Raw genomic sequence first — 22,663 nt, 5'->3', positions numbered from 1 at the left:
CGCGTTGGTTTGCTGACTTGTTGTTGTAGCGCTATAATTATAGCGCTACAACAATGCAGTGCATGCGAAGAAGCGAGGTAGACATCATGAGCGAAGCAACCGTGTCCGGCAACGCCGGCAATGGCGCCGAGGACAACGAGACCAACAAGAAGACCGCAGCAGCGGATGTCAGCGTCGAGAACTCCGGCGCCGACACCAAGAAGCTGGACCCGGCCGCCATCGCGGCGCAGATGTTCCGCGTCGACGAGTCCGGAACGGCCGTCGAATGGACCGGCGACGGCGAATACATGCGCGTCGAGGCGTGGGGCGCCGACAGCGTGCGTGTGCGCTCACGCCTGATGAATCGCCCGCTCGACACCGACTGGGCGCTGCTCAAGCCTGCCGCCGCCGATGCCTCCGACGTCTCGGGCGCGAAGCCGACGATCACCATCGACGGCACGGGCGCCGTGCTCGTCAACGGCAATATCACCGTCCGACTCGCCATCTACGGATGGCAGCACGACCACATTCGCCTCTTCTTCGAGAACACCGCCACCGGCAAGACCCTGTTCAAGGAGGCATCCGACGGCGGCGCCCTGCGCCTCAGGGCCCGGGCCCACCGCCCGCTCGAATCCGGCGCCGAATCACCGATCGTCTCCTTCGAGGCGCCGGCTGGCGAACACCTCTACGGCATGGGCGAATACCAGCAGAGCGTGCTCGACCTGAAGGGCTCCACGCTCGAGCTCGCGCACCGCAACTCGCAGTGCTCGGTGCCGTTCGTCATCTCCTCCGCCGGATACGGCTTCCTGTGGAACAACCCGTCGATCGGCCACGTCACGTTCGGCCTCAATCACACCGAATGGCACGCCGACTACTGCGATCAGATCGACTACTGGGTCACCGCCGGCGACAGCCCGGCCGAAATCGAACGCCACTACGCGGACGCGACCGGCCACGCGCCGGTCATGCCCGAATGGGGCATGGGCTTCTGGCAGTGCAAGCTGCGCTACTGGAACCAGGAGCAGCTGCTCGAGGTCGCGCGCGGCTTCAAGGAGCGCAACATCCCGATCGACCTGATCGTCATCGACTTCTTCCACTGGCCGCTCATGGGCGACTTCCGCTTCGACGAGGAGTTCTGGCCGGACGCCAAGGCGATGACCGACGAACTGCACCGCATGGGCATCAAGCTCATGGTCTCCATCTGGCCGCAGATCGACCTCGAATCCGAGAACTACGACGAGATGAAACGCCGCAACTTCCTCGCCAAGACCCGCACCGGCAAGGACGTGGGCATGTGGTGGCCGCGCGACAGCCAGTTCTTCGACCCCACCAACCCCGAGGCGCGCGAATGGGTCTGGGCCAAGATCAAGCAGAACTACACCGACCTCGGCGTCGACGCGTTCTGGCTCGACGAGGCCGAACCGGAGTGGGGCGGCGACTACGACTACGCACACTACCTGTTCCACCTGGGACCGGTCGGCAAGGTCGGCAACATCTACCCGGCCCTATACAACAAGACCTTCTACGACGGCCAGCTGTCCATCGGGCGCGAAGGCAACACCGTCAACCTGTCGCGCGCCGCATGGGCCGGCGCCCAGCGCTACGGCGCCCTCGTATGGTCGGGCGACGTGCACTCCACGTTCGACGACTTGAAGTCGCAGATCACCTGCGCGATCCACATGGGCGCGGCCGGCATCCCGTGGTTCACCACCGACATGGGCGGCTTCGCCGGCTCCGACATCACCACGGACGAGTTCAAGGAGCTGTTCGTGCGCTGGTGCCAGTTCTCCACGTTCCTGCCCGTCATGCGCAACCACGGCGATCGCGGACCGAACAACCATCAGGTGCTCGACAAGCGCGGCAACAAGATCACCCACGTGCACACCGGAGACGACAACGAGCCGTGGAGCTTCGGACCGCAAGTCGAAGCGACCATGGTCAAGTACATCAACCTGCGCGAGGCGATGCGCCCGTACACGCGCGAACTGTTCCGCGAGGCCCACGAGAACGGTCAGCCGCTCGTGCGCGGCCTGTTCTACGAGTTCCCCGGCGAGGAGGCCGCCGCCAACATCGCCGACGAGTACACGTTCGGCCCCGACCTGCTCGTCGCACCCGTCACCGAACTCGGCGCCCGCTCGCGCGAGGTCTACCTGCCCGGCGGCGAGACGACCACGTGGACGAACCTGCACACCGGAGAGACCTTCACCGGCGGCCAGACCATCGACGTCGACGCCCCGCTCGACGTGGTCCCCGTATTCGCGCGCGACGGCCGCGACCACGGTCTCGCCGGTCGCATCTGAGTCGCCCCGTCTCCTCGTTCCCCGTCTCAGGTAGGTAGAATCGACAGCTATGGTCACACTGGATGATGTCGCGGCGAAGGCCGGAGTCTCGCGCATGACCGCGTCGAACGCGCTGCGCGGCAAATCGGTCGTCAAGGCGTCGACCGCGCAGCGAGTGCTCGCCGCCGCCGCCGAACTCGGCTACCGGCCGAACCTCGCCGCCCGCCAGCTGAGCTCCGGGCGCACGCACATCATCGGCCTGTCCGTGGCGGACCTCGATTTCATCTTCCCCGCCGCGCTCGCCGCCGACCTGTCCGACGAGGCGGCGCGGCGGGGCTACCAGCTCATCACCCAGCAGACGCGCATGTCGTCCGACTACGAGCGCGCGATGATGAACTCGGCCAGCGCGCAGATCTGCGACGGCACGATCGTGTGCTGGCCGAGCTCCGACCTCGATGCGATGGCCGATTTCGCCGCGACCCATCCGCTGGTCGTTCTGGATGGTCATGGTCTCGAAGGCCGTGTGGACACCGTGTTCACGCCCAATCGCGATGGCGCCCGGTCCGCGGTGACGCATCTCATCGAGCAGGGCGCGCGGCGGGTGCTGATCCTCGGTGCTCGGTATCTCCCGTCCGAGGATCTCGCCCGGATACGGGACTGCGATGGTACGCGGGTCGGCAACGCGAGCCTGCGCCTGTGCGGCGCATGGGAGGCGATGAGCGAGTATGGCGGCGTTCCGTACGAGTCGGACGACGTGTATCTGTGCGGCTGGGATCGCCGATCCGGGTATGAGATGATGCGGCGGATCCTATCCGAACGCTCGCCGCGCGACTTCGACGCCGTGTTCGCGCTGACCGATTCGATCGCGATCGGTGCGCTGAAGGCCCTGACCGAAGCGGGCGTGCATGTGCCCGAGGATGTGATGGTCATCGGATTCGACGGCGTCACGGACGGCGCATACATGAATCCTGGCCTCACCAGCGTGGCCATCGACACCAAGGAGATCGCGACGGTCTGCCTCGACCTGCTCGTCGACCGCATCGAGGGTGCACATGGCGGCGCGCATGCGGATGCCATGGGTCCCTACTGTGCAGATCGACGCGTTCCGGTCTCCCGTACCCGCACCCTTTCCTACCGCATAGTCGCCCGAGGCAGCGCCGAGCGGCGTTAAGCGCGGAGAAGGGGCGAGGTGACTCTCGTCAGGTGACATCGCGAATCCTTACGCTGTCACGTTTTGCGTAACGTTTTGCGTAATGGGCGTACTGAGCGCACTGGGTCCGCATCCATCGCGCGGTCTACATCCCCATCGCGCGGTGAAGTGACCATCGCGCGATGTTTGTCCCATGGAGCGATGTCGCAAAATGGCGGAATTCCGCCAATTCGTAAAATCGGCTCACCGCTCCATGGGAGTTTCACTGCTCCATGGGGATTTCACGGCGCGATGGATGACGCAACGGGTGGATGGGAAACGCACGCATCCGCGGTCACAGCGCAAAGGCGGCCTCGATGGCGTCGTATTCGGCGGCGGTGATCGGCAGGATCGCGCCGTGACGCTTCTTGAGCTCGCCGAAGTCGATGTCGTCGGCGACGGCCCAGTCCTCCGGCTCGCGGCTGGACAGGTCGGCCGAGCGGAACGACAGGTAGCCCTTGGCCTCGGCGAACTGGTCGCACATGAGGCCGTAGCGCATCGGACGGCCGTTCACGGTCTTCACGTCGGCGTCGTTGTAGCGGAACAGCTCCGGTCCTTCGAGGTAGTGCCACGAGTAGCGGCCGTTGCCGAGGATGTCGGTCAACGTGCCGACGTACGACCACTCCTGAGGATCGTCGGTGCGCAGCGTCTCGCGCATGGTCGCGTACGGGTTGCGCGTGCGCTCGATCGTGATCTCCGAATCCTTGGACGCGCGGTACCACCAGCCGTCATCGTCGCGCAGCATCGTCGTGTCGATGATCCCGTTGCGCCGGTCGATCCACTTGACCGGATCGGAGAACGTGCGGAAATCGGTGGTGGTCGCGTAGTACATGTTCGTGCGATCACCGAGTTCGTTGTTGAGCGGGCTGCCCGGCTCGTCGGTGTTGGTCCGCGTGGCCCAGAACACGATCCACTGTTCCTTGTCCGAATCCCAGCAGGCCTCCGGGGCCCACGCCATGCCGGCGCCCGGGATCTTCGAGGCGACGTCCACGAGCCGCGGCTCATCCCAGTGGACGAGGTCGGGGGAGTCCCAGACGACGAGTCCGGTCGATCCGTTGGTCGTGGCGCCGTCGTTCGGACCCCATCCGCCGCGGTAGTGGATGGACAGGTCGGTGGCGACGATGTGGAAGCCGCCGCGCGGGTCGCGTTCGATGTGCGGATCGCGCACGCCCTTCTCGCCGCCGGTCCAGGTGAGCGCCGGCTTGCCGGCCGGACGCAGGTCGTGCCAGTGTACGCCGTCGCGGCTTAGAGCGAAGTAGATCTGTTCGTCCAGTGGGGTCTTCTCGTCGCCAATGAAGTGGACGAACAGGTAGGCCTCGGTCTTCGGGGTCGACGCAGTGCTTTGCGTGGTCATGGGCACTCCTTTGTCATGCTCTTGTCGTGGTTATCGCCATCGTCGGTGGTTACTGAAGCCCAGTATATGGTTATCGATAACTTTAAGCAAAACGGTGTTTTGCGTGTGGCCACATATGGCCGATGGGGCGACGATGCGGCAAGCACTGCTATTTTTCCTTGTATTTCCGCCATTTTCTTGCAGTGGCAATCGTGATTGTGTGAATGACTAAAACGGTCGAGGCGCGGGTGAAGAGCCGGCGAAGGGCTGGTGCTGTCTGTGTATAACGTTTTACGCTAGTTAACGTTAACTGCGCATAAACTCGAACTTGACTGGCGTGAGCCGCCGTGACCGCCATGTGCCGCCGTGACCGCCATGTGCCGCCGTGACCGCCATGTGATCCTACGTCGCGCAACACGCTTTGACGCCAAACTCGATCGGTGTTATATTCATATCGTTATGAAAATCATAACGTTATGAAAGCGCCCACCAAGGCAGGTGGGTGTGGGAGAAAGGCACATGATGAAGCCAATGAAGTCCGTCAAGCGCATCGTCGCCGGCGCTGTCGCCGTCGCCACGCTGGTTGGCGTCGCCGCCTGCGGTTCGTCCAACGACAGCAGCGACACCGCCACGAAGTCCTCCGGCCCGGTCGAGATCGAGGTCTGGGGCTGGGATAAGAACGCTCCCAAGGGTTGGGTGGCGAAGTTCAACGAGTCCCAGAAGGACGTCAAGGTCAACTACGTGCTGCAGGCGTCTAACACCGCCACGCAGCAGAACTTCCGCAACGCCTTCGAGGCGAAGTCCAAGCTGCCGGACTTCGTTCAGGGCTTCGCGCCGCTGACCACCAACGTGTCCAACGGCTGGGCCGAGGACATCACCGACGCCATCCAGCCGCTGCTGCCCAAGTACACCGAGGCTGCCAAGGAGAACGCCCAGCTTGACGGCAAGTACTACGGTCTGCCGGGTGCCGCCGACGGCACCTTCGGTCTGGTCAACACCGACGTGCTTGCCAAGTACGGCGTCGAGGCCCCCAAGACGTGGGACGACGTGATCGCGCTGGGCGAGAAGATGAAGGCCGACGGCGGCAAGGTGTTCAACATAGCCGGCGAGGATCCCTCCGGCTTCATGCAGATGGCCCAGAAGGCCGGCGCCAACTGGTTCACCATCAAGGGTGACAGCTGGGTCGTGAACATGCAGGACAAGGCCACCAACGAGGCCGTGGACATCGTCCAGAAGCTGATCGACGAGGATCTCGTCTCCAACCAGACCTACAAGGACAAGCCGGCTCTGTACAACTTCTTTGACTCCGGCAACCTCGGCATGATCACCATGGCCTACTGGTCGGCATCCGGCTACCAGACCAACATGCCCAAGACCGCCGGCAAGTGGGAGCCCATCAAGTTCCCGTCCATCACCTCCGCCGATGAGGGCAAGGTGCCCGGCATCACGAGCCAATCGGCCTTCATCCCGAAGGGCACGAGCCGCGAGCATCAGGACGCCGTCATCAAGATGGTCAACTGGCTGGCCACTCCGGAAGGCTACGAGGCGGGTCGTGACCCCGACAACGGCACGCTGGGTGTCCCCTCGGGCTACACCGACAAGGCCGGTCTGGATGTGGAGAAGTACGCAAGTGAGGCGGTTCCGGAGGGCTTCTACTCCGACAACGCCAAGGCCAAGGAGATCATCGTCGACGCCGCGACCAACGGCATGGGCGGCTTCGATCTCGGCCCGAACTACGACGCATGGTTCCCGGAGCTGCAGGATCAGTGGGGCAAGGTGGTCGCCAAGCAGATCAAGCTCAAGGACGCCATGAAGAACGTGCAGGACTTCGTGGTTCAGGATCTCAAGTCCAAGGGCATCAACGTCAAGGAAGCCTGATTCGTCCGAATCGGGCAGACGGGATAGGCGATCGCGATCATCGGGCCCGGGGTCAATCCGACTTTCGAGGTACCTCCCCGGGCCTGTGATCGGGGTGCCGCATACCATCTATCATTCCTGCATTCGAGAATCCGACCGGCGGTCGGATTGCAAAGAAGCACGCAAAGAAGCACACAAGGAAGTTCATTAGGAAGGTAATTGCCATGAGTGGCAACACAGAAGAGGATTCCACGTCGGCCGGCACTCAGACCGTCGTGCGTGAGAACAAGCATGTGCCCTGGCGCATTCTCCAGGCATTCACCGGGTCGACATTCACCTGGCCGTTCGTCGCCGGTTTCCTGTTCTTCGTCATCGCCCCGATCGTCATCTCTTTCAGGGTGGTGCTCTACAACAAGCAGAAGTCGGGCCTTGGCCTTGGTGAGGCCAAGGAGACATTCGTGGGCTTGGCGAACATCGTCAAGGCCGTGCAGGACGCCACGTTCTGGACCGGATTGGGGCGCGTGGCGCTCTACGCGGTCATCATGGTCCCGCTCACCCAGTTCCTGTCGATGGTCATGGCCCTGCTCATCGACTCCGTCAAGGCCAAGACGGCCGGCAAGTTCCGTATCCTCCTGCTCTTGCCGTACATGACCCCGGGCATCGTGTCGACGATCGTCTGGATCTACCTGTACAGCCCGTCCACCAGCCCGTTCAAGTGGACCGGCATCAACTTCTTCGATTCCAGCATGGTGTGGTTCTCGATGGGTCAGATGGCCGTATGGGCCGGCTTGGGCTTCAACATGCTCATCATGTACGGCTCGCTGCAGTCCATTCCCCACGAGATCATCGAGGCCGCCCGCATCGACGGTGCATCCGAACTGCGCATCGCGTTTTCGATCAAGGTGCCGTTCATGGTCAGCTCGGTGACGTTCACCACGCTGTTCGGCATCATCGGCACGCTCCAGCTGTTCAACGAACCGTATTTCTTCCGTTCGATCAGCCCACAGACCATCACCAAGGACTTCACTCCGGCCATGCAGATCTACAACGAGGCGTTCATGGTGGGCAATATCAACTACGCGACCGCATTGTCGCTTCTGCTGGCGCTGGTGCTGTGCGTCGCGTCGATCATCCTGTATATCGCTCAGGGAAAGGTGAATAGGGCATGAGCAGCGCAACGATTACTGCACGCAACACCAGAATCAAGCGTCGTAAGGTGTCCGAGGAGTCGGGCGAGTCGTCCGCCAACCAGGTCAAGGGCACTTCCAAGTACTTCGTTCTGGGGCTTCTGGTCTTCCTGTCCGTATATGCCGTGGCTCCGCTGTGGTGGCTTATCGTGGCCATCACCAAGTCCACGAACACGATCTACACCACCAACGGTCTGTGGTTCGCCGACAAGATCAACCTCTTCCAGAACCTGCATGACCTCTTCACCTATCAGGACGGCATCTACGCCACCTGGCTGTGGAACACGGTATGGCTGTCGTTCGTGACCTCCGCCGGCGCGATGGTCATCACCGTGGCCGCCGGCTACGCGTTGGCCAAGTACCAGTTCGCAGGCAAGAAGATCATCATGGGCCTGATCATGGCGTCGTTCATCATCCCCGGCACCCTGCTGACCGTCCCCTCGTTCATCCTGTTCCAGAAGGTCGGCCTGTACGATAACTGGTGGGTCATGATCCTGCCCTCCTGCTTCACGCCGATGGACACCTACCTCGCCAAGGTGTACGCCGAGGGCGCGGTCCCCGACGAGCTCATGGAGGCCGCCCGCATCGACGGCGCGAACGAGTACCGCATCTTCACCGAGATCTCGTGGAAGCTTATGGTGACTCCCGCCGCCACGATCTTCCTGCTGCACTTCGTCGCCTCGTGGAACTCCTTCATGTGGCCGATGATCTTCCTCAAGGACTACCACAAGTGGACCGTCATGCTCGGTCTGCAGTCCTGGATCGCGCGAGGCACCGATTCGCAGTACGACCTGACGATGCTGGTCATCACCGGCGCGTTCATCTCGATGATCCCGGTCGTCATCCTCATGATCGCGATGCAGCGCTACTGGAAGTCCGGCGTCACCGTCGGCAGCCTCAAGTAGCGCCGTGCGCTCGACTTGGCCGGCCTGAACCGCCGGCCCTCCCGATGATTCGGCCCGCGGATGGTCCTTCCTGTTCTCCTCTTCCCCATCCGCGGGTCGAATCATGTCTCCTGCCTCAACCCACACAATCCGTACGCAATCCGTAAACCCGCAATTCCCGTACATCCCGCACTACTCATTACTTCATTTCGGAGTCGTCCACCATGATCAGAACGTATCCCGCGCCGTTCGGCGCCAATCTTCGTGACGAGTTCACCGTCCGTGTCCGCCCGGTAGCCGGAGGTGAGTGGCAGCGACTGGACACCTACCGCGTCAAAGTGGATATGCATGACGTGCGTGAGGGGTCGATGGCGTACTTCGACATGGATGAACCGGTCGAGGTGGAGGTGACGATCAACCGCTTCTACTACATCTACACCGCCGCCATCCGCCCGCTGAGTTACGGGATCGAGCCGGTGATCGAGCCGAAAAGACTCACGTTCCGCCTCGAGAAGCCGGCCAACCTCTCAATCGAACTCAACAAGGAGCGATTCCACAACCTGCACCTGTTCGCCGGACCCATCGAGGACGAGGCCGCCGAGCGTGAGGCCGCGGACGTGGTCATCGAACCGGACCGCGTGCCCGGGCGCATCGGCACGTTCGATCCGAATTCGGCGCTCGAATCGCTCGCCCAGGATCCGGACCGTCAGGGCCGTCGTCGCAGGATCTTCGTGGAGGCCGGCTGCTACGGCATCGCGGAGATCGTCTGGCATGTCCCCTCGAACGTGGACGTGTACCTGGCCGGAGGCGTGGTCTTGCAGGGTACGATCGTCATCGATCACGCGCAGAACGTGAGCATCCGCGGCCGCGGCGTGCTCGACATGGCGTTCCTAGCCAAGCAGACCGGACTTGGCGGCATTCGCATCGACACCAGCAGCAACGTGACCATCGACGGCATCACGCTCATCGACCCGCCGCATTATTCGGTATGCGGCGGTATGTCGCACGACATCACGATCCGCAATCTCAAGGCGTTCAGCTGCGAGGGGTGGGGCGATGGCATCGACCTGATGGCCTGCACCGACGTGCTTGTCGAAGGCTGCTTCATGCGCAACTCCGACGACTGCATCGCCCTGTACGGCAGCCGCTGGAAGTGGCGTGGCGGTACGTCGAACGTGATCGTGCGCAACACCACGCTGTGGGCCGATGTGGCGCACCCGATCAACATCGGCACGCACGGCGACCACGAGCACGACGGCGACGTGCTCGAGCGCATCCTCTTCGAGAACATCGACGTGCTCGAGCACCACGAGTACCAGCCGGATACCTGGGAGTCATGGCCATCAATCCCGGCGACAAGAACACGGTCCGTCACGTTACGTTCCGCAATTTCAGCATCGAACCGTTCGAACACGGGCGCGTCCTCGATCTCGAGGTGAAGTTCAATCCCACGTACAATCCGGCGCCTGGCCGACTGATCTCCGACATCCTCATCGAGAACATCAACGTGATGACGGGCGACGGCGAGGAACCGTCGATCATCGCCGGATACGACGACGACCATCCGGTCGAGAACGTGCGCATCGTCAACATGCGCCGCGACGGCAAGGTCTGCATGACGCTTGAGGATGCCAACATCGAACTGCGCGATCACGCCAGCGGCGTGCGGATCGAGGGAGCTGTGCGCTCGTGACGTTATGATATGAAGGATTGTACGGTGTTCGGTCTGCCGGAATGCGGTCGGTCGACACGCGGTTCATACGGTCATCAAACGGTAGGAGGTGTTCCGTGGTGGTCACGTTGAAGGATGTCGCGGCGGAGGCGGGGGTGTCGCCGGCCACGGTATCATACACGCTGCGCGGCGGACAATACGTGTCCGAACACACCTCGAAGAAAGTGCGGGAGGCGGCGGACAGGCTCGGCTACACCATCAACGTGGCTGCGCGCAACCTGCGATACGGCCGCACCGGCGTGATCGAGACCGTGGTGCGCGGCCTCGATCTGTCCAGCTTCTACGCGCACATGGTCACGCACGTCAGGCAGTCCTGTGAGGACCGCGGTTATCAGGCGCTGTTCATGCAGACGGAAGGCGAGACGCAGACGATCCGCAACGCCGTCAGCAAGCTCAACAACCAGTCCTGCGACGGCATACTGCTGGACGCGGGTGCCTTGGCTCCGCGCACCGTGCGAAGCCTGAGCCAGAACCGTCCGATCGTATTGCTGGATGATCTGTCCGCCTCACCGCTGTTCGATACGATCTACATGCCGCGTGACGAAATGTCGCGCATGGCCACTCAATACATGATCGATATCGGTTGCCGGAACATCGCCCTGATCGGAGCGCCCCAGGAGTCCGACAGACATTACCGCCACGGGCGTAACGAGCCCATGCTCCAATACAAGGGCTTTATGTCCGCCATGAACGATGCGGGCCTAAGCGTCACCGACAAGCAGCTGGTGCAGGATGGCTGGCGCTATTTCAAGGGCGTGGACATCGGACACCAGATGATCCGTGAAGGGTTCGATTTCGATGGTGCGGTGTGTGTCAATGACTCAACCGCGCTCGGCCTGATCCGCGGACTGGCCGACGGGGGAGTGCAGGTGCCGCGCGATCTGAAGGTCATCGGTATCGACGGTGTTTCGATCGGGGAGTTCACCGTGCCGCGCCTGACCACCATCGCGGTGGATATGGTGGATCTCGCGGAGAAGGGCATCGGCATGCTCGTGGAGCGTATCGAAGGCAAGTACGACGGCAAGCCGCGCAGGATGAGCGTCAAGTACTCGCTGAAAGTGAAGGAGTCATGCGGGGAAGGGGAGGCGGAGCCCGTCGTGAAGACTGACTCCGCCGCATAGATCATCGTGCCCGGTCGGTTGGCTGCTGCTGATCGACCGGGCACATGTGGTTTGCTACCGCAGTACTCCGGCCAGACAGCCGAGGTAGCCGCCGGCCTCCTCGGTGCTGAGGAATCCCGCGGATCGGCTGGCCAGCAGAGTGCTCTCCGTTGGGGTGACGGGGGAGCTAGTGTCCGGAACGGGGTATCCGCCGGCGGCGATCGACGCTCCGGGCACTTCGCCGGCGCGTACGAGCAGCGTGGGTTCGCAGTCGGTTCCGGTGGCGGTCGCACTGGCGTCATCCATTGCGCTCGCCGGCTCGACGCGGAACTCCGTGATCGTGCCGTTGAGTCGGATCGAATACGCGGCCGTCTCGTCGTACGGGCCGGTCCATAGCGTCTCCGCAACGCCGTGGGCGGAGGCGATTGCTCGGACCTCACGCGTGGCCGGATCGATCGTCAACGCGGCGTAATCGCTCTCGGTCTGTTGGATGCGGACCTCGCGAGTCGGCGCGATCGCGGCGTCGGAGTCGGCCCCGGCGATCACGTCTGCGAAGATGGTGAAATCGGTGTGATCGACCTTGGTCCACAGCCAGCCGGGCTGTCGCGGCGAGCGTAGCAGTCGGTCGGCGGGAACGCGTGAGATTGCTTGGTCGGTCCCGTTGGCGTCGGTCCGCTCTGCGCTCGCCTCCGCATCGGCGCCCGTATGCCGCGCGTCGACGAAGCGCGGCACCAGTCCGGTGCCGGGGGCGAACACCGGCCATCCGTCCTCCCACTCGATCGGGAAGACGAACGGCTCGCGGCCCATGAAACTGTATCCCTTGACGATGCGCGAGCCGAGGCAGACGCCCCACCATCGGCCATCGTCGTCCTTGAGTATGTCGCAATGCCCGATGTTCTGTACCGGGTAGTGTGATCCCAGATTGCGGTGCGTGAGGATCGGATTGGCGGGATTGCCCTCGAAATACTCGGTGAGCGAGGTCGACCGGGCAACCGACTCCGCGTGCAGACGTGAGGTGCCGGCCTCGGCGGCGATCAGGTAGTACCTGCCGTCATGGCGGAACAGGTGCGGCGATTCGGCCCAGACCGCGCCCTCGAGCGCGCCGTGCCACGGCACGAGTTCCGGACCGCTGAGGGTCCAGGTGTCGAGGTCGAGCCGGCGTAGGTAGATGTCCGATTGATACGGCCATTTGGGGTTGTATGACTGGTGGGCGGCCAGCCACCACGCCGTGCCGTCGTCGTCGACGAACAGGTCGGGATCGTTGCCGATCGCGCCGGTAACCCAGTGCGGCCCCTCCCACGTGCGGCCGTCATCGTGCGAAACGAGCGCGAAGTTGCCGTTTGCCGCCGACATGGCGCGTAGTTCGTCCGGATCGCATCCGTCGGCGATCGCGCGATCAACCTCGATGCTGACCACGGTGCTCACGATGACGAGCGCGTCCCCGATGACGCGGATGCTGGGCGCGAATACACCGCGGGTGTCGTCGTGGATGTACTTGAGGAACAGTTTGCCGCCCATGGCCTCGTCGATCGCCGGGCCGGCGTAGTCCCAATGCGCCAGATCAGTGGAGGTGTAGACGGGCAGTCCGGGAACGAGCCCGAACGAGGATGTCGCCAACCATGCGCGGCCGTGATGCCAAACCCATGATGGGTCCGGGTGGAATCCGCGCAGGATCGGGTTCTCGATGAGTGTGCTCACAGTGCTCATAGGTCCTTTCCATACGAGACGAGCGCCTGCTCTGACGCTGTTCATAACGTTATGATATCATAACGTTATGAACAGTGGAATGCGGAAGTTTCATAGGTGATAGGCACATGCGTAATTTCAGGCTCGATCGTCTCAACGGCGTGTTGATTCGCCAATGATGAGTTGATAGCCAGCCTCCAGTGCCACGGGCCCATCGTGTTCGTTGGTGTGATTGATGCGGCTTACAAGCAGGTCAACTGCCTTGCGGGCGAACTCTCTCCAATCGATTGCAATGGTTGTGAGTGAGGGGGTGTTTCGTGCGGCCTGTGTCACGCCGTCATAGCCTATGACCGCTACGTCATCGGGGACGCGTATGCCGTAGTCGGCAAGGGCTCTTATTGCGCCGAATGCTAGCTCATCGTTAAGGCATATTGCGCAGTCGAATGAACGTCCTTCCTTGATGAGTGCATGAATGGCTTTGGCGGCGGCGCCCGAGTACCAGGGGATATTGATGACGTTGCGCGGATCGACTTCAATCCCCTCGTCGTGGAGGGCTGCAATGTATTCGGCGACGCGATGTAGACCGATGTCGTCGTGTTGTTGTGCCTCTTTACGTAGCGTGTATGGCGCGCCGAGAATGATAACGCGCGAGCACCCGATGGAGGCAACATGATGTGCCGCCTTGGAGGCGCATTGCTGTTGAGGGGTTCGCACGGTGTCGTACTGCAGGGGGCTTGCGTAGGAGTCAAGCATGACCAACGGCTTGGATTTGGATAGTCTGTGAAGATCTTCCTGCGAGATGCCGGATGGATTGATGATAATGCCGTCGCATAGCTGGCTGGTGGTCCTTTGAAAGGTGTTCATGTCGTTTCGATCGCCGGAGGCGATTTGCTGGATTATCGTGCGTAGGCCGTGTTGCGCCGTTGCGTCGGAGATTTCCGAGGCGAGTTGTGATGGTTGCTGGAGCCTGAGCTCGTATGCCGCGAACCCTATGATTCCGGTTCTTCCGGCTCGCAGGTTGCGGGCCGAGAGATTGACGGTGTAGCCAAGTGCATCAGCGGCCTCGCGCACCCGGCTGGCGGTTTTGGGCCGGACTCGGGGGTCTCCCCGCAAGGCATATGAGACGGTGGCGATGGACAGGTGTGTGGCTTTGGCGATATCTTCAATGGTGGCCATGGCCTATGTCCTTTCACGTGTTGTGGGTTTCGTCATGACATGATGTGCCCCTTGGCGTTTCGATCGTGAATGAGCGCGACAGGCCGCAAAATGCCGTGTTGACATCAGTTTAAACGTTTATATAATGTATAACGGTAAATATAAACGTTTATATTTCTTGGGCGTGTTGGGCCTCAGCGATGAGGCTCGCCAAGGGAAAGGACGTAATGATGTCGTATAGGCCAATGGGGGCGTGTGATGCTGCCGCCGGATGCGAAGGGGGAATGAGGCCATGGCGCTCGTGAACATGCGAAAGATTTGGAAATTGGCTGCGGCTGCAGCGGCCGGAGCGCTGGTGCTGAGTATGTCCGCATGTGGGACGGCCGATGACAAGACGCTGCATTTCTGGAACTCCATGACCGGCAACGATGGCGTGGCAATGCAGCAGATAGTCAAGGACTATAACGCCACCAATCCGGAATACAAGGTCGTTTTCCAGCCTATGCAGGGAGGTGACGTGACAACCAAGCTGTACAGTGTGGAACAGACTGGTAAGAACATTCCCGACCTAGTCATTCAGGATAACTTCCAGACTGGTGTGTTGCAAGATCAGAAGCTTCTCAGCCCAATCAAGGATCTGCAGAAGTATCAGCCGAGTCTCAGCAAGGACAACTATCTGCCCACGTCATGGGACGCCGTCGAGTTCGGTGGCGAGGCATATGGCATCCCTCTGTACCTTTATCAGATGGTGTTGTACTACAACAAGGATCTCGTCAAGAAGTACAACTTGGACTACATTCTTGATGACGACGTCGTGACCATCGATGAAATCAACGGGCTCAAGGGCAAATTGCCCAAGGATGTGTATGCGCTTTCTCTGGGCAACCTGCCGTGGGTCGCAATGTCCCTCGTCTACAATCAGGGTGGCACACTTGACAAGGCCGTACACGATATGAAGGGTGATGTGTGGCGCAAACCCCTTGAGCAGCTCGTCGAGGCGAACAAGAACGGTTTGCTTAACCCCATCGACATGGATGTGCTGCAGACGTTCGCCTCCGGCAAGGCCGTATTCGGTCTGCTCGGAACCTTCGATGTCGGCACACTTGAGGAGGCCATGGATAAAGACAAGATCGGTGTGACGAACACGTTGCAGTACTCGGCCGACAATCCGACCAACTTCTTCTGGCAGGCGAACTGGATCCAGCTTAAGGACCCCAGCCGTTCCGAAGCCCGAGAAAAGGCGTCTGCCGATTTCATCGAATATGTGCGTACGCACTTCATGACTATGGCCAAGATCGGTCAGGTATCCGCATCCAATGTGGATCTTGACAGTCCTGAATATCAGAAGCTGCCGCAGTCGTACTTCACCACTGGGGACAAGGAGCGTGCCATGTTGCGATCGTCCAATTACATGTATGGCGGATACGCCACCTCCGCATGGGGCACATTCAACGACATCGTCTATGGCAATGTGACCGTGGACGACGGATTGCAGCTATTGCAGGATCAGACGCAAGGCCAGATCCAGATTCAGGAACAGTCCGAGTGAGTGGGAGGTAGTGATCATGGGTATCATCAACGAATCTGTAACTGCAGACCATGTCGCCGGCAAGCGTAAGACGCTTGACGAACGGCTGCATCCGTTCATGCATGCGTTCCCGTACATAGCCCCTCACCTGATTATCTTCGCGGTGTTCGGCATCATTCCGATTGTGTTCGGGCTGTATATCTCGTTCACTCGTTGGAATCTGATCGGTTCGCCGAAATGGGCAGGGCTGGACAACTTCCGACTGATCATGACCCCGGGAACCTACTTCAACAAGGTTTTCTTTAAGGATCTGTGGAACACGCTCCTGTTCGTCGTGATCAACGTGCCTCTATGCATTGTCGTGCCGTTGCTGCTGGCGGTGCTGCTCAACAAGAAGGGACTCAAGGGGGCTGGACTGTTCCAGGCCATCCTATATATCCCTGGTCTCATCTCCGTGGCCGCCGGTGCACTTGTATGGAAGATGGTGTTCAACTCGCAGTATGGCATGATCAACACCACGTTCCACCTGCAGGTCAACTGGCTTGGCGAGCAGCCGTGGGCGTGGATCACAATCTTCGTGCTCAGCCTCTGGGCCGGCATCGGCGGAAACCTCGTCATCTACCGTTCGGCGCTTTCCGGCGTCGATCAGAACCTGTATGAGGCTGCACAGGTCGACGGCGCGGGGCCAGTGCGTATCTTCTTCTCGATCACGTTGCCGGAGATCCGTTTGCCTCTCTTCTACACGACGATCATGACCACCGTCGGCGCGTTCAACGTCTGGGGTCAGCCGCTCATGATGACCAATGGCGGACCGGCGCAAAGCACCCAGGTCCTGCTCATGGACATCAAAAACCTCGCATTCCCCGCCGGTCCTTCAGCGGCAGGTATGGCGTCGGCCATGGCCCTGCTGTTGGGCATCATTCTGATGATCCTGTCGATCATCCAAATCGTCTTCATGAACAAGGAGGACTGATATGTCCGCAACTACCTCATCGGCCCGTCCGCAGGTCGCTTCTCCGACGGCAGGTGTGTCCGAAAACAAGGCCAGAGTGGTGACGCCTTCGCTTATCGCCGTTTATGCGATTCTCGTTGTGCTATGCATCGTCTGGATTGTGCCGGTCATCTATACGATCTCCACGTCGTTCAAGTCGGTGCAGGAGTTCATGACTGGCGCATTCAACTTCTTCCCAGCCAAATGGGTGGGGGATAATTACATGCGTCTGTTGGAGTCTTCGGCCAGCTACCCGGTGTTCAGTTGGCTGAAGAACTCTCTGATCATCTCCATCATCAGCGCGTTTCTGTCGGTATGCGTGGTGGCGCTCGCCGGCTTTGGGTACTCTCGTCTAGAGTTCAAGGGACGAGACACGCTGTTCTTCGTGCTGTTGCTCATCTCGATGTTCCCTACTGTCGTCAACATCATTCCTCAGTATCGTATTGTTGCCACTCTCGGTTGGGTCAACAGCTATTGGGCGTGCATCATACCGGGATTGGGCAATGTGGCGAATATCTTCCTGGTGCGTAACTTCATGAAGGGGATTCCGAAGGAACTCGATGAGGCGGCGAAGATCGATGGTGCGTCCGACTTCAGGATCTTCCGGTCTATCATTTTGCCTGCGATCCGTCCGATTCTGATCGTCATCTTCCTGTTCAGCTTTACCGGAGCATGGAATGACTTCCTGTGGCCGACTATCGTCTTCAATGACATCAACAAGATGCCGGTGACGGCTGGTCTGCAACTGCTCAGCTCGCAGATGCAGGGATACAGCAACATGGGCACGTTGATGGCCTCGACCTGCTTGGCGATCATTCCGACGTTGCTGTTGTTCCTCTTCGCTCAGAAGTACTTCCTGCAATCGCTGAACATCACCTCTGGATTGAAGGGCTGATCGTCATGTATAACGCCAGACCGATGGGCAGGGGAGTCGAACGAGGATTGCTCTTCGTTGCAGCGGCATGGAACGTATTGCTCGCATCGATGACGCTGTTCATGTACTCGCCGTGGTTTCGTAATGCGGGCTATGACGTACTGGAGCGTGCTGGTCGAATGTCGTCTGCTTCGCTTGTGGGGCAGGTGGCATCGATTGTGAATCTGTACGCTTCTGCCCTGCTGGTTATTGGGGTCGTGAGTTTTCTGCTCGCTGCCTTGACGATGCGACCCGGCACGATCTCGCGTGGATTGACGGTATGGTTGTCCGTCGCTCTGATGTTCTCATTGCTCACGGCGGACTGGGTATCGTTGGCGCTGTATTCAGTTACCCTAGCTCTGTATGTGGCGCGGAACAAGGCGATTCGAGCTCAGCGGACAGCAGTTGGCCAACAATGAAGCTCTGGTGCGTGTGCGTTGATTCTTCTCAGGGAATCAACGCACACGTTCATCTAGTTGCTTTTGCCGTTCGCGGTGGTTAGGGCCGTTTTATGTGAAAACGTGTGCAAATTGTGATGCATGTTCATAGCGGTATATGTCATAACGTTATGAGTGCGTTGGGGAGGTGGTCTCAAAGGGTCGGTGAAGGTCTCATCCTCGTAGTCGCCTTGCTTTAAAGTTAACGATAACCAAGCACGCAATATGAAGGAGACGCTGTCCATGAATAGGTAATCGCTTAGTTTGATTGGGGGAAAGAAAGACGAGTTGGCTGCTCGGCATGTCGGTTCAATGCGACTTGCTGTGTCTTGCCAATACTGATAGTAGCGCTACAATAATTAACGTTAACCACAGTAGTGAAAGCAGGATGCAATGACGAATCAGACGCTTCCCCAAGCATGGCGCCCGCCGATGGGCTGGAACAGCTGGGATTCCTACGGCACCACCGTCACCGAGAGCGAACTCCTCGCCAACGCGCGCTTCATGGCCGAGCATCTCAAGGACGCGGGCTGGGACACGCTGGTCATCGACATCGACTGGTACGACCCGACCGCGCGCGCCCACGGCTACAACGCCAATGCGCCGCTCATTCTCGACGAATACGGCCGCCAGTTGCCCGACCCGGTGCGCTTCCCGTCCGCGGCCGGCGGCAAGGGCTTCAAGCCGCTCGCCGACGAGGTCCACAAGCTGGGCCTGAAGCTCGGCGTGCACATGATGCGCGGCATCCCGCGCCTCGCCGTCGACGGGAACCTGCCCGTGTACGGCACCGAATACACCGCGAAGGACGTGGCCGACCTCAAGCACGTATGCAAGTGGAACCCGGACAACTACGGTCTCAACCAGAATCACCCCGGCGCACAGGCGTGGTACGACGCGCAGCTCGACCTGTTCGCCTCCTGGGGGCTCGACTTCCTCAAGGTCGACGACATGCAGACCCCGTTCCACGTCGACGAGATCGCCGCCTACCATCGCGCGATCGCCAAGGCCGAAGCCAAATACGGTCGCGCGATCGACCTGTCCCTGTCGCCCGGCGGCTGGGTGTCGACCACGTACGTCGACTTCCTGCGCGAGAACGCCCAGATGTGGCGCATCTCCGACGACCTGTGGGACCGCTGGGAGGACATCTACCAGCAGTTCGCGCGTCTCGCCCGATGGGCCCCGTTCCAGACCACCGGCCACTGGGCCGACGCCGACATGATTCCGTTCGGCCACATCGGACTGCGCGCCGAGCGAGGCGACGACCGCCAGTCGCGCCTCACGCTCGACGAGCAGAAAACCCTCCTCGCCCTGTGGTGCATGGGCCGCTCGCCGCTCATGGTCGGCGGCGATCTGCCCACCAGCAACGACGACGCGATCGCCCTGCTCGCCAACCCCGCCCTGCGCGAGGTGACCGCCGGATCGGCCAACAACCGCGAGCTCGTGCGCGAACGCCAGTTCGATGGATGGGGCGACAACGCCAAGTACCGCGGCGAGTTCATCGTCTGGGCCGCCGACGCCGCCGACTGGGCCGACGGCACGCCCTCCGCGCACGCGGGCGGCCACTACGCCGCGCTCTTCTGGACCGGCGACGACGACTATGATCTGCGATCCAACATCCAGCTGCAGTCGATCGTCGGCCTCGACGCGCGCGACGACGACTGGACCCTGACCGACCTCTACGCCGACGCGCCGGGTGCCAAGTCCGACGTGCGCATCGAGGGCGAGGGCGCCGACCGCGTCATCACCGGCACGATCCCGGCCCACGGCGTGCTCTGGGTGGCTCTTGACAGATGATTCAGTTCCCGGGATTTCGTCGTGGAATCCCGGGAGCCCACGAAAGGAACAAAACAATATGACCGATTCCCTCATCGCGACGCTCGACAAGACGGGCGAGCGCGCCATCAGCACCGATCTGTGGGGTGTGTTCTTCGAGGACATCAGCTATTCGGCCGACGGCGGCCTCAACTCGGAGCTCGTGCAGAACGGCGCGTTCGAATACAATCGCGCCGATCGCGAAGGCTGGAGCAACTACAGCTTCTGGCGCAAGATCGTGCCGGCAGGCACGTTCGCCGCGTTCGCAATCCGCGATGTCGCGCCCGTGGCCGACGAGAACCCGCATTACGCGGTCGCTGAAATCGGCAAGGTCGGGGAGCCGGGCGACCCGCTGATCGCCGCTCCCGCACTCGAGAACGTCGGCTTCGACGGCATGACGTTCCGCGCGGGCGAGACGTACGACTTCTCCATCTGGACGCGCGCGCACGGCACGGCGCTGCCGATCGCCATCACCCTGATCGGTGACGACGGCGAGACGCTCGCCTCCGCAACTGTCCACGCGCCCGCATCCGCCGCCAATGGCGAGTGGACGCAGCTGCACGCGGAACTGAGCGTGCCGGGTACGTCGGGTGAGGCGGTGTCCGATGCGTCGGGCGATCCCGCCGCCGGCGACGTCTACGCCGGCAAGCCGGTCGTCGCGCGTCAGGGCGTGCTGCGACTCGTCTTCCCCGAGACCGGCGTCATCGACCTCGACTTCGTCTCGCTCGAACCGCGCACCACGTACAAGGGCCTCGAGCACTTCCGCCCCGACCTCGTCAAGGCGCTCGCCGACCTGAAGCCTCGGTTCATGCGCTTCCCTGGCGGATGCGTCGCGCACGGGCTCGGCATCGACAACATGTATCACTGGGATCGCACGATCGGACCGGTCGAGCATCGCCCGCACGACTTCAACGTGTGGGGCTACCACCAGTCCTTCCGACTGGGCTACTACGAGTACCTGCGCCTGTGCGAGACGATCGGCGCCAAGCCGCTGCCGGTGCTCGCCGCCGGCGTGAGCTGCCAGAACACCAGCCAAGGTCCGGTGCCGATCGCGCTCGAGGACATGCCCGCGTACATCGACGAGGTGCTCGCCCTGATCGACTTCTGCAACGCCGACCCGGCCACCAACCAGTGGGCCGCCAAGCGCGCGGCGATGGGCCACCCCGAGCCGTTCGGCCTCGAATACCTCGGCATCGGCAACGAGGATCTCATCGACGACGTGTTCAAGGACCGCTTCGAGCGCATCTTCGACGTTGTCAAGGCCGCACACCCGGAGATCACCGTCGTCGGCACGATCGGACCGGCGCCGGCCGGCCGCGACTACGAGCAGGGCTGGGACTATGCACGCAAGGCCCGCATCCCGATCGTCGACGAACACTCCTACCAGTCGTCGAGCTGGTGGTTCCACAACCTCGACCACTACGATCTGACCGATCGCGAAGGACCGAAGGTGTATCTGGGTGAGTACGGCTCGTGGGGCACCGGACTCATCAACGGCCTGTCCGAAGCCGCGTTCATGGGCCGTGCGATGGAGCTCAACGGCGACGTCGTGCACATGGCGTCCTACGCGCCGCTGTTCTGCAAGAACGGCCACGATTCGTGGAACCCGGACTTGATCTACTTCGACAACGAGCACGTCTACCGCCCGTACAGCTACTGGGTGCAGAAGATGTTCGCCAACACCACCGCCGACACCGCATGGCTGGTCGCGCTTTCGGGGCCTACCACGCTGCGCCGCGACCTGCCGAACCGCATCGGACTGCGCGTCGGAGGCGGCGCGAAGGCTGACATCACCGACCTGTCGATCGAAACGGCTGACGGCCGTCGCGTCGACCTGCCGGACGTCGAGTATCGGGGGAGTGGAGTCACACTGCCCACGCCGGACGATCTCGCAGCCGACGCGTACACGATCCACGCCACCGTCACCTACTACGAGGGCATGTGGGGTGTTGGATTCGATTTTGGTGACATCGACGGCAAGAACCATAGCGGCGCGTCGTTCGGACGCGGTTTCGCGCTGCGTCTGGTGCGCGACGGCTCCGGATACAACCTCGCCAACACCGAGTCGTCGATGGACGCGGTGCAGCCCGGCACCGTGTGGCACGCGCGCATCGAGGTCGCGGACCGCGGCGAGTCGCTGGCGTTGTACATCGACGACCAGCTCGTGATCGAAGGCCGTGAGATCCCCGAGGAGCCGCGTCGCACGGTGTCCGTGTCGCGCGATTCCGCGGCGGGCGTCGACTACATCCGCGTGGTCAACGCGTTGCCCGATGCGGTCGACGTCGACCTGACGCAGGTGCTCGAATCGCTGGGACTTGGTGCGACGAGCGATGGTGCGGCCGTCACCGCTACCGCCACCGTCCTGACCGGCGACGACCCGTACGCCGGGAACAAGGGCGCCGAATCGCCCACCGCGCCGGTCGTGACGAACGACGTCGTGTTGGCCGGTAGCGCTGGCAAGGCTGCATACACGGCCCCCGCCTGGTCGTTCACCGTCCTCGCCATTCGCCACTGACAGTTTCATTGATCGATCTCGGCCCCCTCTGACGAGGGGGCCACGCCGCGCCAGTCACCACCAATTCCGAACAGAAAGGTCTCAAC

Annotated in this window: 17 protein-coding genes; 14 read left to right on the top strand and 3 right to left on the bottom strand. The window is 61.6% G+C overall.

Features of this window, described 5'->3' with window-relative positions; translation table 11 throughout:
• Nucleotides 1–86: 86 nt before the first annotated feature.
• A complete protein-coding gene (locus BCAL_RS06820; protein WP_238549649.1) occupies nt 87–2,279 on the top strand; it encodes a glycoside hydrolase family 31 protein in 2,193 nt (730 codons plus the stop codon).
• Nucleotides 2,280–2,328: 49 nt separating this feature from the next.
• Entirely contained in the window at nt 2,329–3,429 is a 1,101-nt protein-coding gene (locus tag BCAL_RS06815; protein ID WP_043167324.1) for a LacI family DNA-binding transcriptional regulator, read from the top strand.
• 313 nt (nt 3,430–3,742) lie between these two features.
• Here the strand turns inward: BCAL_RS06815 and BCAL_RS06810 are convergent, their stop codons facing one another.
• The gene (locus BCAL_RS06810) at nt 3,743–4,801 is read right to left on the bottom strand and encodes an alpha-arabinofuranosidase (RefSeq protein ID WP_043167322.1); all 1,059 of its coding nucleotides are present in this window, start codon (nt 4,799–4,801) and stop codon (nt 3,743–3,745) included.
• A gap of 498 nt (nt 4,802–5,299) precedes the next feature.
• Here BCAL_RS06810 and BCAL_RS06805 point away from each other — a divergent pair, with 498 nt between their 5' ends.
• The 6 genes from BCAL_RS06805 (at nt 5,300) to BCAL_RS06785 (ending at nt 11,561) form a co-directional block, all read left to right on the top strand.
• On the top strand, nt 5,300–6,658 hold the full coding sequence (locus BCAL_RS06805) for an ABC transporter substrate-binding protein (protein ID WP_081887325.1): 1,359 nt from the start codon (nt 5,300–5,302) through the stop codon (nt 6,656–6,658).
• Nucleotides 6,659–6,861: 203 nt separating this feature from the next.
• Nucleotides 6,862–7,806: a carbohydrate ABC transporter permease gene (locus BCAL_RS06800; RefSeq protein WP_052119290.1), complete on the top strand. Its 945-nt coding sequence runs from the start codon at nt 6,862–6,864 to the stop codon at nt 7,804–7,806.
• Nucleotides 7,803–8,729: a carbohydrate ABC transporter permease gene (locus BCAL_RS06795; protein ID WP_043167320.1), complete on the top strand. Its 927-nt coding sequence runs from the start codon at nt 7,803–7,805 to the stop codon at nt 8,727–8,729. Before BCAL_RS06800 ends, BCAL_RS06795 begins: the two co-directional genes overlap by 4 nt.
• Nucleotides 8,730–8,932: 203 nt before the next feature.
• A complete protein-coding gene (locus tag BCAL_RS06790) occupies nt 8,933–10,147 on the top strand; it encodes a glycosyl hydrolase family 28 protein (RefSeq protein WP_052401200.1) in 1,215 nt (404 codons plus the stop codon).
• A complete protein-coding gene (locus tag BCAL_RS12235) occupies nt 10,144–10,401 on the top strand; it encodes a hypothetical protein (protein WP_052401199.1) in 258 nt (85 codons plus the stop codon). Before BCAL_RS06790 ends, BCAL_RS12235 begins: the two co-directional genes overlap by 4 nt.
• 95 nt (nt 10,402–10,496) lie before the next feature.
• Nucleotides 10,497–11,561, top strand: a complete 1,065-nt coding sequence (locus tag BCAL_RS06785) for a LacI family DNA-binding transcriptional regulator (RefSeq protein WP_043167318.1) — start codon at nt 10,497–10,499, stop codon at nt 11,559–11,561.
• A 54-nt stretch (nt 11,562–11,615) separates the two neighbouring features.
• On the opposite strand, the gene BCAL_RS12230 is transcribed toward BCAL_RS06785, so the two are convergent.
• Nucleotides 11,616–13,247 carry a glycoside hydrolase family 43 protein gene (locus tag BCAL_RS12230; RefSeq protein ID WP_052119289.1) on the bottom strand — a complete coding sequence of 544 codons (1,632 nt, stop codon included), beginning with the start codon at nt 13,245–13,247 and terminating at the stop codon, nt 11,616–11,618.
• Nucleotides 13,248–13,379: 132 nt separating this feature from the next.
• Nucleotides 13,380–14,402, bottom strand: a complete 1,023-nt coding sequence (locus BCAL_RS06775; protein ID WP_043167312.1) for a LacI family DNA-binding transcriptional regulator — start codon at nt 14,400–14,402, stop codon at nt 13,380–13,382.
• A 271-nt stretch (nt 14,403–14,673) separates the two neighbouring features.
• On the opposite strand from BCAL_RS06775, the gene BCAL_RS06770 reads away from it, so the two are divergent.
• From BCAL_RS06770 to BCAL_RS06745, 6 genes are all read left to right on the top strand, one after another.
• Nucleotides 14,674–15,930: an ABC transporter substrate-binding protein gene (locus BCAL_RS06770; protein WP_043167311.1), complete on the top strand. Its 1,257-nt coding sequence runs from the start codon at nt 14,674–14,676 to the stop codon at nt 15,928–15,930.
• Nucleotides 15,931–15,946: 16 nt separating this feature from the next.
• On the top strand, nt 15,947–16,882 hold the full coding sequence (locus BCAL_RS06765; RefSeq protein WP_238549648.1) for a carbohydrate ABC transporter permease: 936 nt from the start codon (nt 15,947–15,949) through the stop codon (nt 16,880–16,882).
• Between the two features lies 1 nt (nt 16,883).
• A complete protein-coding gene (locus BCAL_RS06760) occupies nt 16,884–17,795 on the top strand; it encodes a carbohydrate ABC transporter permease (protein ID WP_043167310.1) in 912 nt (303 codons plus the stop codon).
• Between the two features lie 5 nt (nt 17,796–17,800).
• Nucleotides 17,801–18,232 carry a hypothetical protein gene (locus tag BCAL_RS06755; protein WP_043167305.1) on the top strand — a complete coding sequence of 144 codons (432 nt, stop codon included), beginning with the start codon at nt 17,801–17,803 and terminating at the stop codon, nt 18,230–18,232.
• A 450-nt stretch (nt 18,233–18,682) separates the two neighbouring features.
• The gene (locus BCAL_RS06750) at nt 18,683–20,044 is read left to right on the top strand and encodes an alpha-amylase family protein (protein WP_043167304.1); all 1,362 of its coding nucleotides are present in this window, start codon (nt 18,683–18,685) and stop codon (nt 20,042–20,044) included.
• Between the two features lie 58 nt (nt 20,045–20,102).
• Complete coding sequence (locus BCAL_RS06745) at nt 20,103–22,577, top strand: alpha-L-arabinofuranosidase C-terminal domain-containing protein (protein ID WP_043167303.1); 2,475 nt, start codon at nt 20,103–20,105, stop codon at nt 22,575–22,577.
• The last annotated feature ends 86 nt before the right edge of the window (nt 22,578–22,663 follow it).

This window comes from Bifidobacterium callitrichos DSM 23973 (assembly GCF_000741175.1).
GTDB lineage: Bacteria > Actinomycetota > Actinomycetes > Actinomycetales > Bifidobacteriaceae > Bifidobacterium > Bifidobacterium callitrichos.
The sequence above is the reverse complement of the archived record's forward strand: the minus strand, read 5'-3'. Positions and strand labels throughout refer to the sequence as shown.

Excerpts from the sequence above, each read along its gene's own strand:
- BCAL_RS06820 (WP_238549649.1), top strand. The coding sequence starts at position 87 with ATGAGCGAAGCAACCGTGTCCGGCAACGCCGGCAATGGCGCCGAGGAC.
- BCAL_RS06815 (WP_043167324.1), top strand. The coding sequence starts at position 2,329 with ATGGTCACACTGGATGATGTCGCGGCGAAGGCCGGAGTCTCGCGCATG.
- BCAL_RS06810 (WP_043167322.1), bottom strand. The coding sequence starts at position 4,801 with ATGACCACGCAAAGCACTGCGTCGACCCCGAAGACCGAGGCCTACCTG.
- BCAL_RS06805 (WP_081887325.1), top strand. The coding sequence starts at position 5,300 with ATGATGAAGCCAATGAAGTCCGTCAAGCGCATCGTCGCCGGCGCTGTC.
- BCAL_RS06800 (WP_052119290.1), top strand. The coding sequence starts at position 6,862 with ATGAGTGGCAACACAGAAGAGGATTCCACGTCGGCCGGCACTCAGACC.
- BCAL_RS06795 (WP_043167320.1), top strand. The coding sequence starts at position 7,803 with ATGAGCAGCGCAACGATTACTGCACGCAACACCAGAATCAAGCGTCGT.
- BCAL_RS06790 (WP_052401200.1), top strand. The coding sequence starts at position 8,933 with ATGATCAGAACGTATCCCGCGCCGTTCGGCGCCAATCTTCGTGACGAG.
- BCAL_RS12230 (WP_052119289.1), bottom strand. The coding sequence starts at position 13,247 with ATGAGCACTGTGAGCACACTCATCGAGAACCCGATCCTGCGCGGATTC.
- BCAL_RS06775 (WP_043167312.1), bottom strand. The coding sequence starts at position 14,402 with ATGGCCACCATTGAAGATATCGCCAAAGCCACACACCTGTCCATCGCC.
- BCAL_RS06770 (WP_043167311.1), top strand. The coding sequence starts at position 14,674 with ATGGCGCTCGTGAACATGCGAAAGATTTGGAAATTGGCTGCGGCTGCA.
- BCAL_RS06765 (WP_238549648.1), top strand. The coding sequence starts at position 15,947 with ATGGGTATCATCAACGAATCTGTAACTGCAGACCATGTCGCCGGCAAG.
- BCAL_RS06760 (WP_043167310.1), top strand. The coding sequence starts at position 16,884 with ATGTCCGCAACTACCTCATCGGCCCGTCCGCAGGTCGCTTCTCCGACG.
- BCAL_RS06755 (WP_043167305.1), top strand. The coding sequence starts at position 17,801 with ATGTATAACGCCAGACCGATGGGCAGGGGAGTCGAACGAGGATTGCTC.
- BCAL_RS06750 (WP_043167304.1), top strand. The coding sequence starts at position 18,683 with ATGGGCTGGAACAGCTGGGATTCCTACGGCACCACCGTCACCGAGAGC.
- BCAL_RS06745 (WP_043167303.1), top strand. The coding sequence starts at position 20,103 with ATGACCGATTCCCTCATCGCGACGCTCGACAAGACGGGCGAGCGCGCC.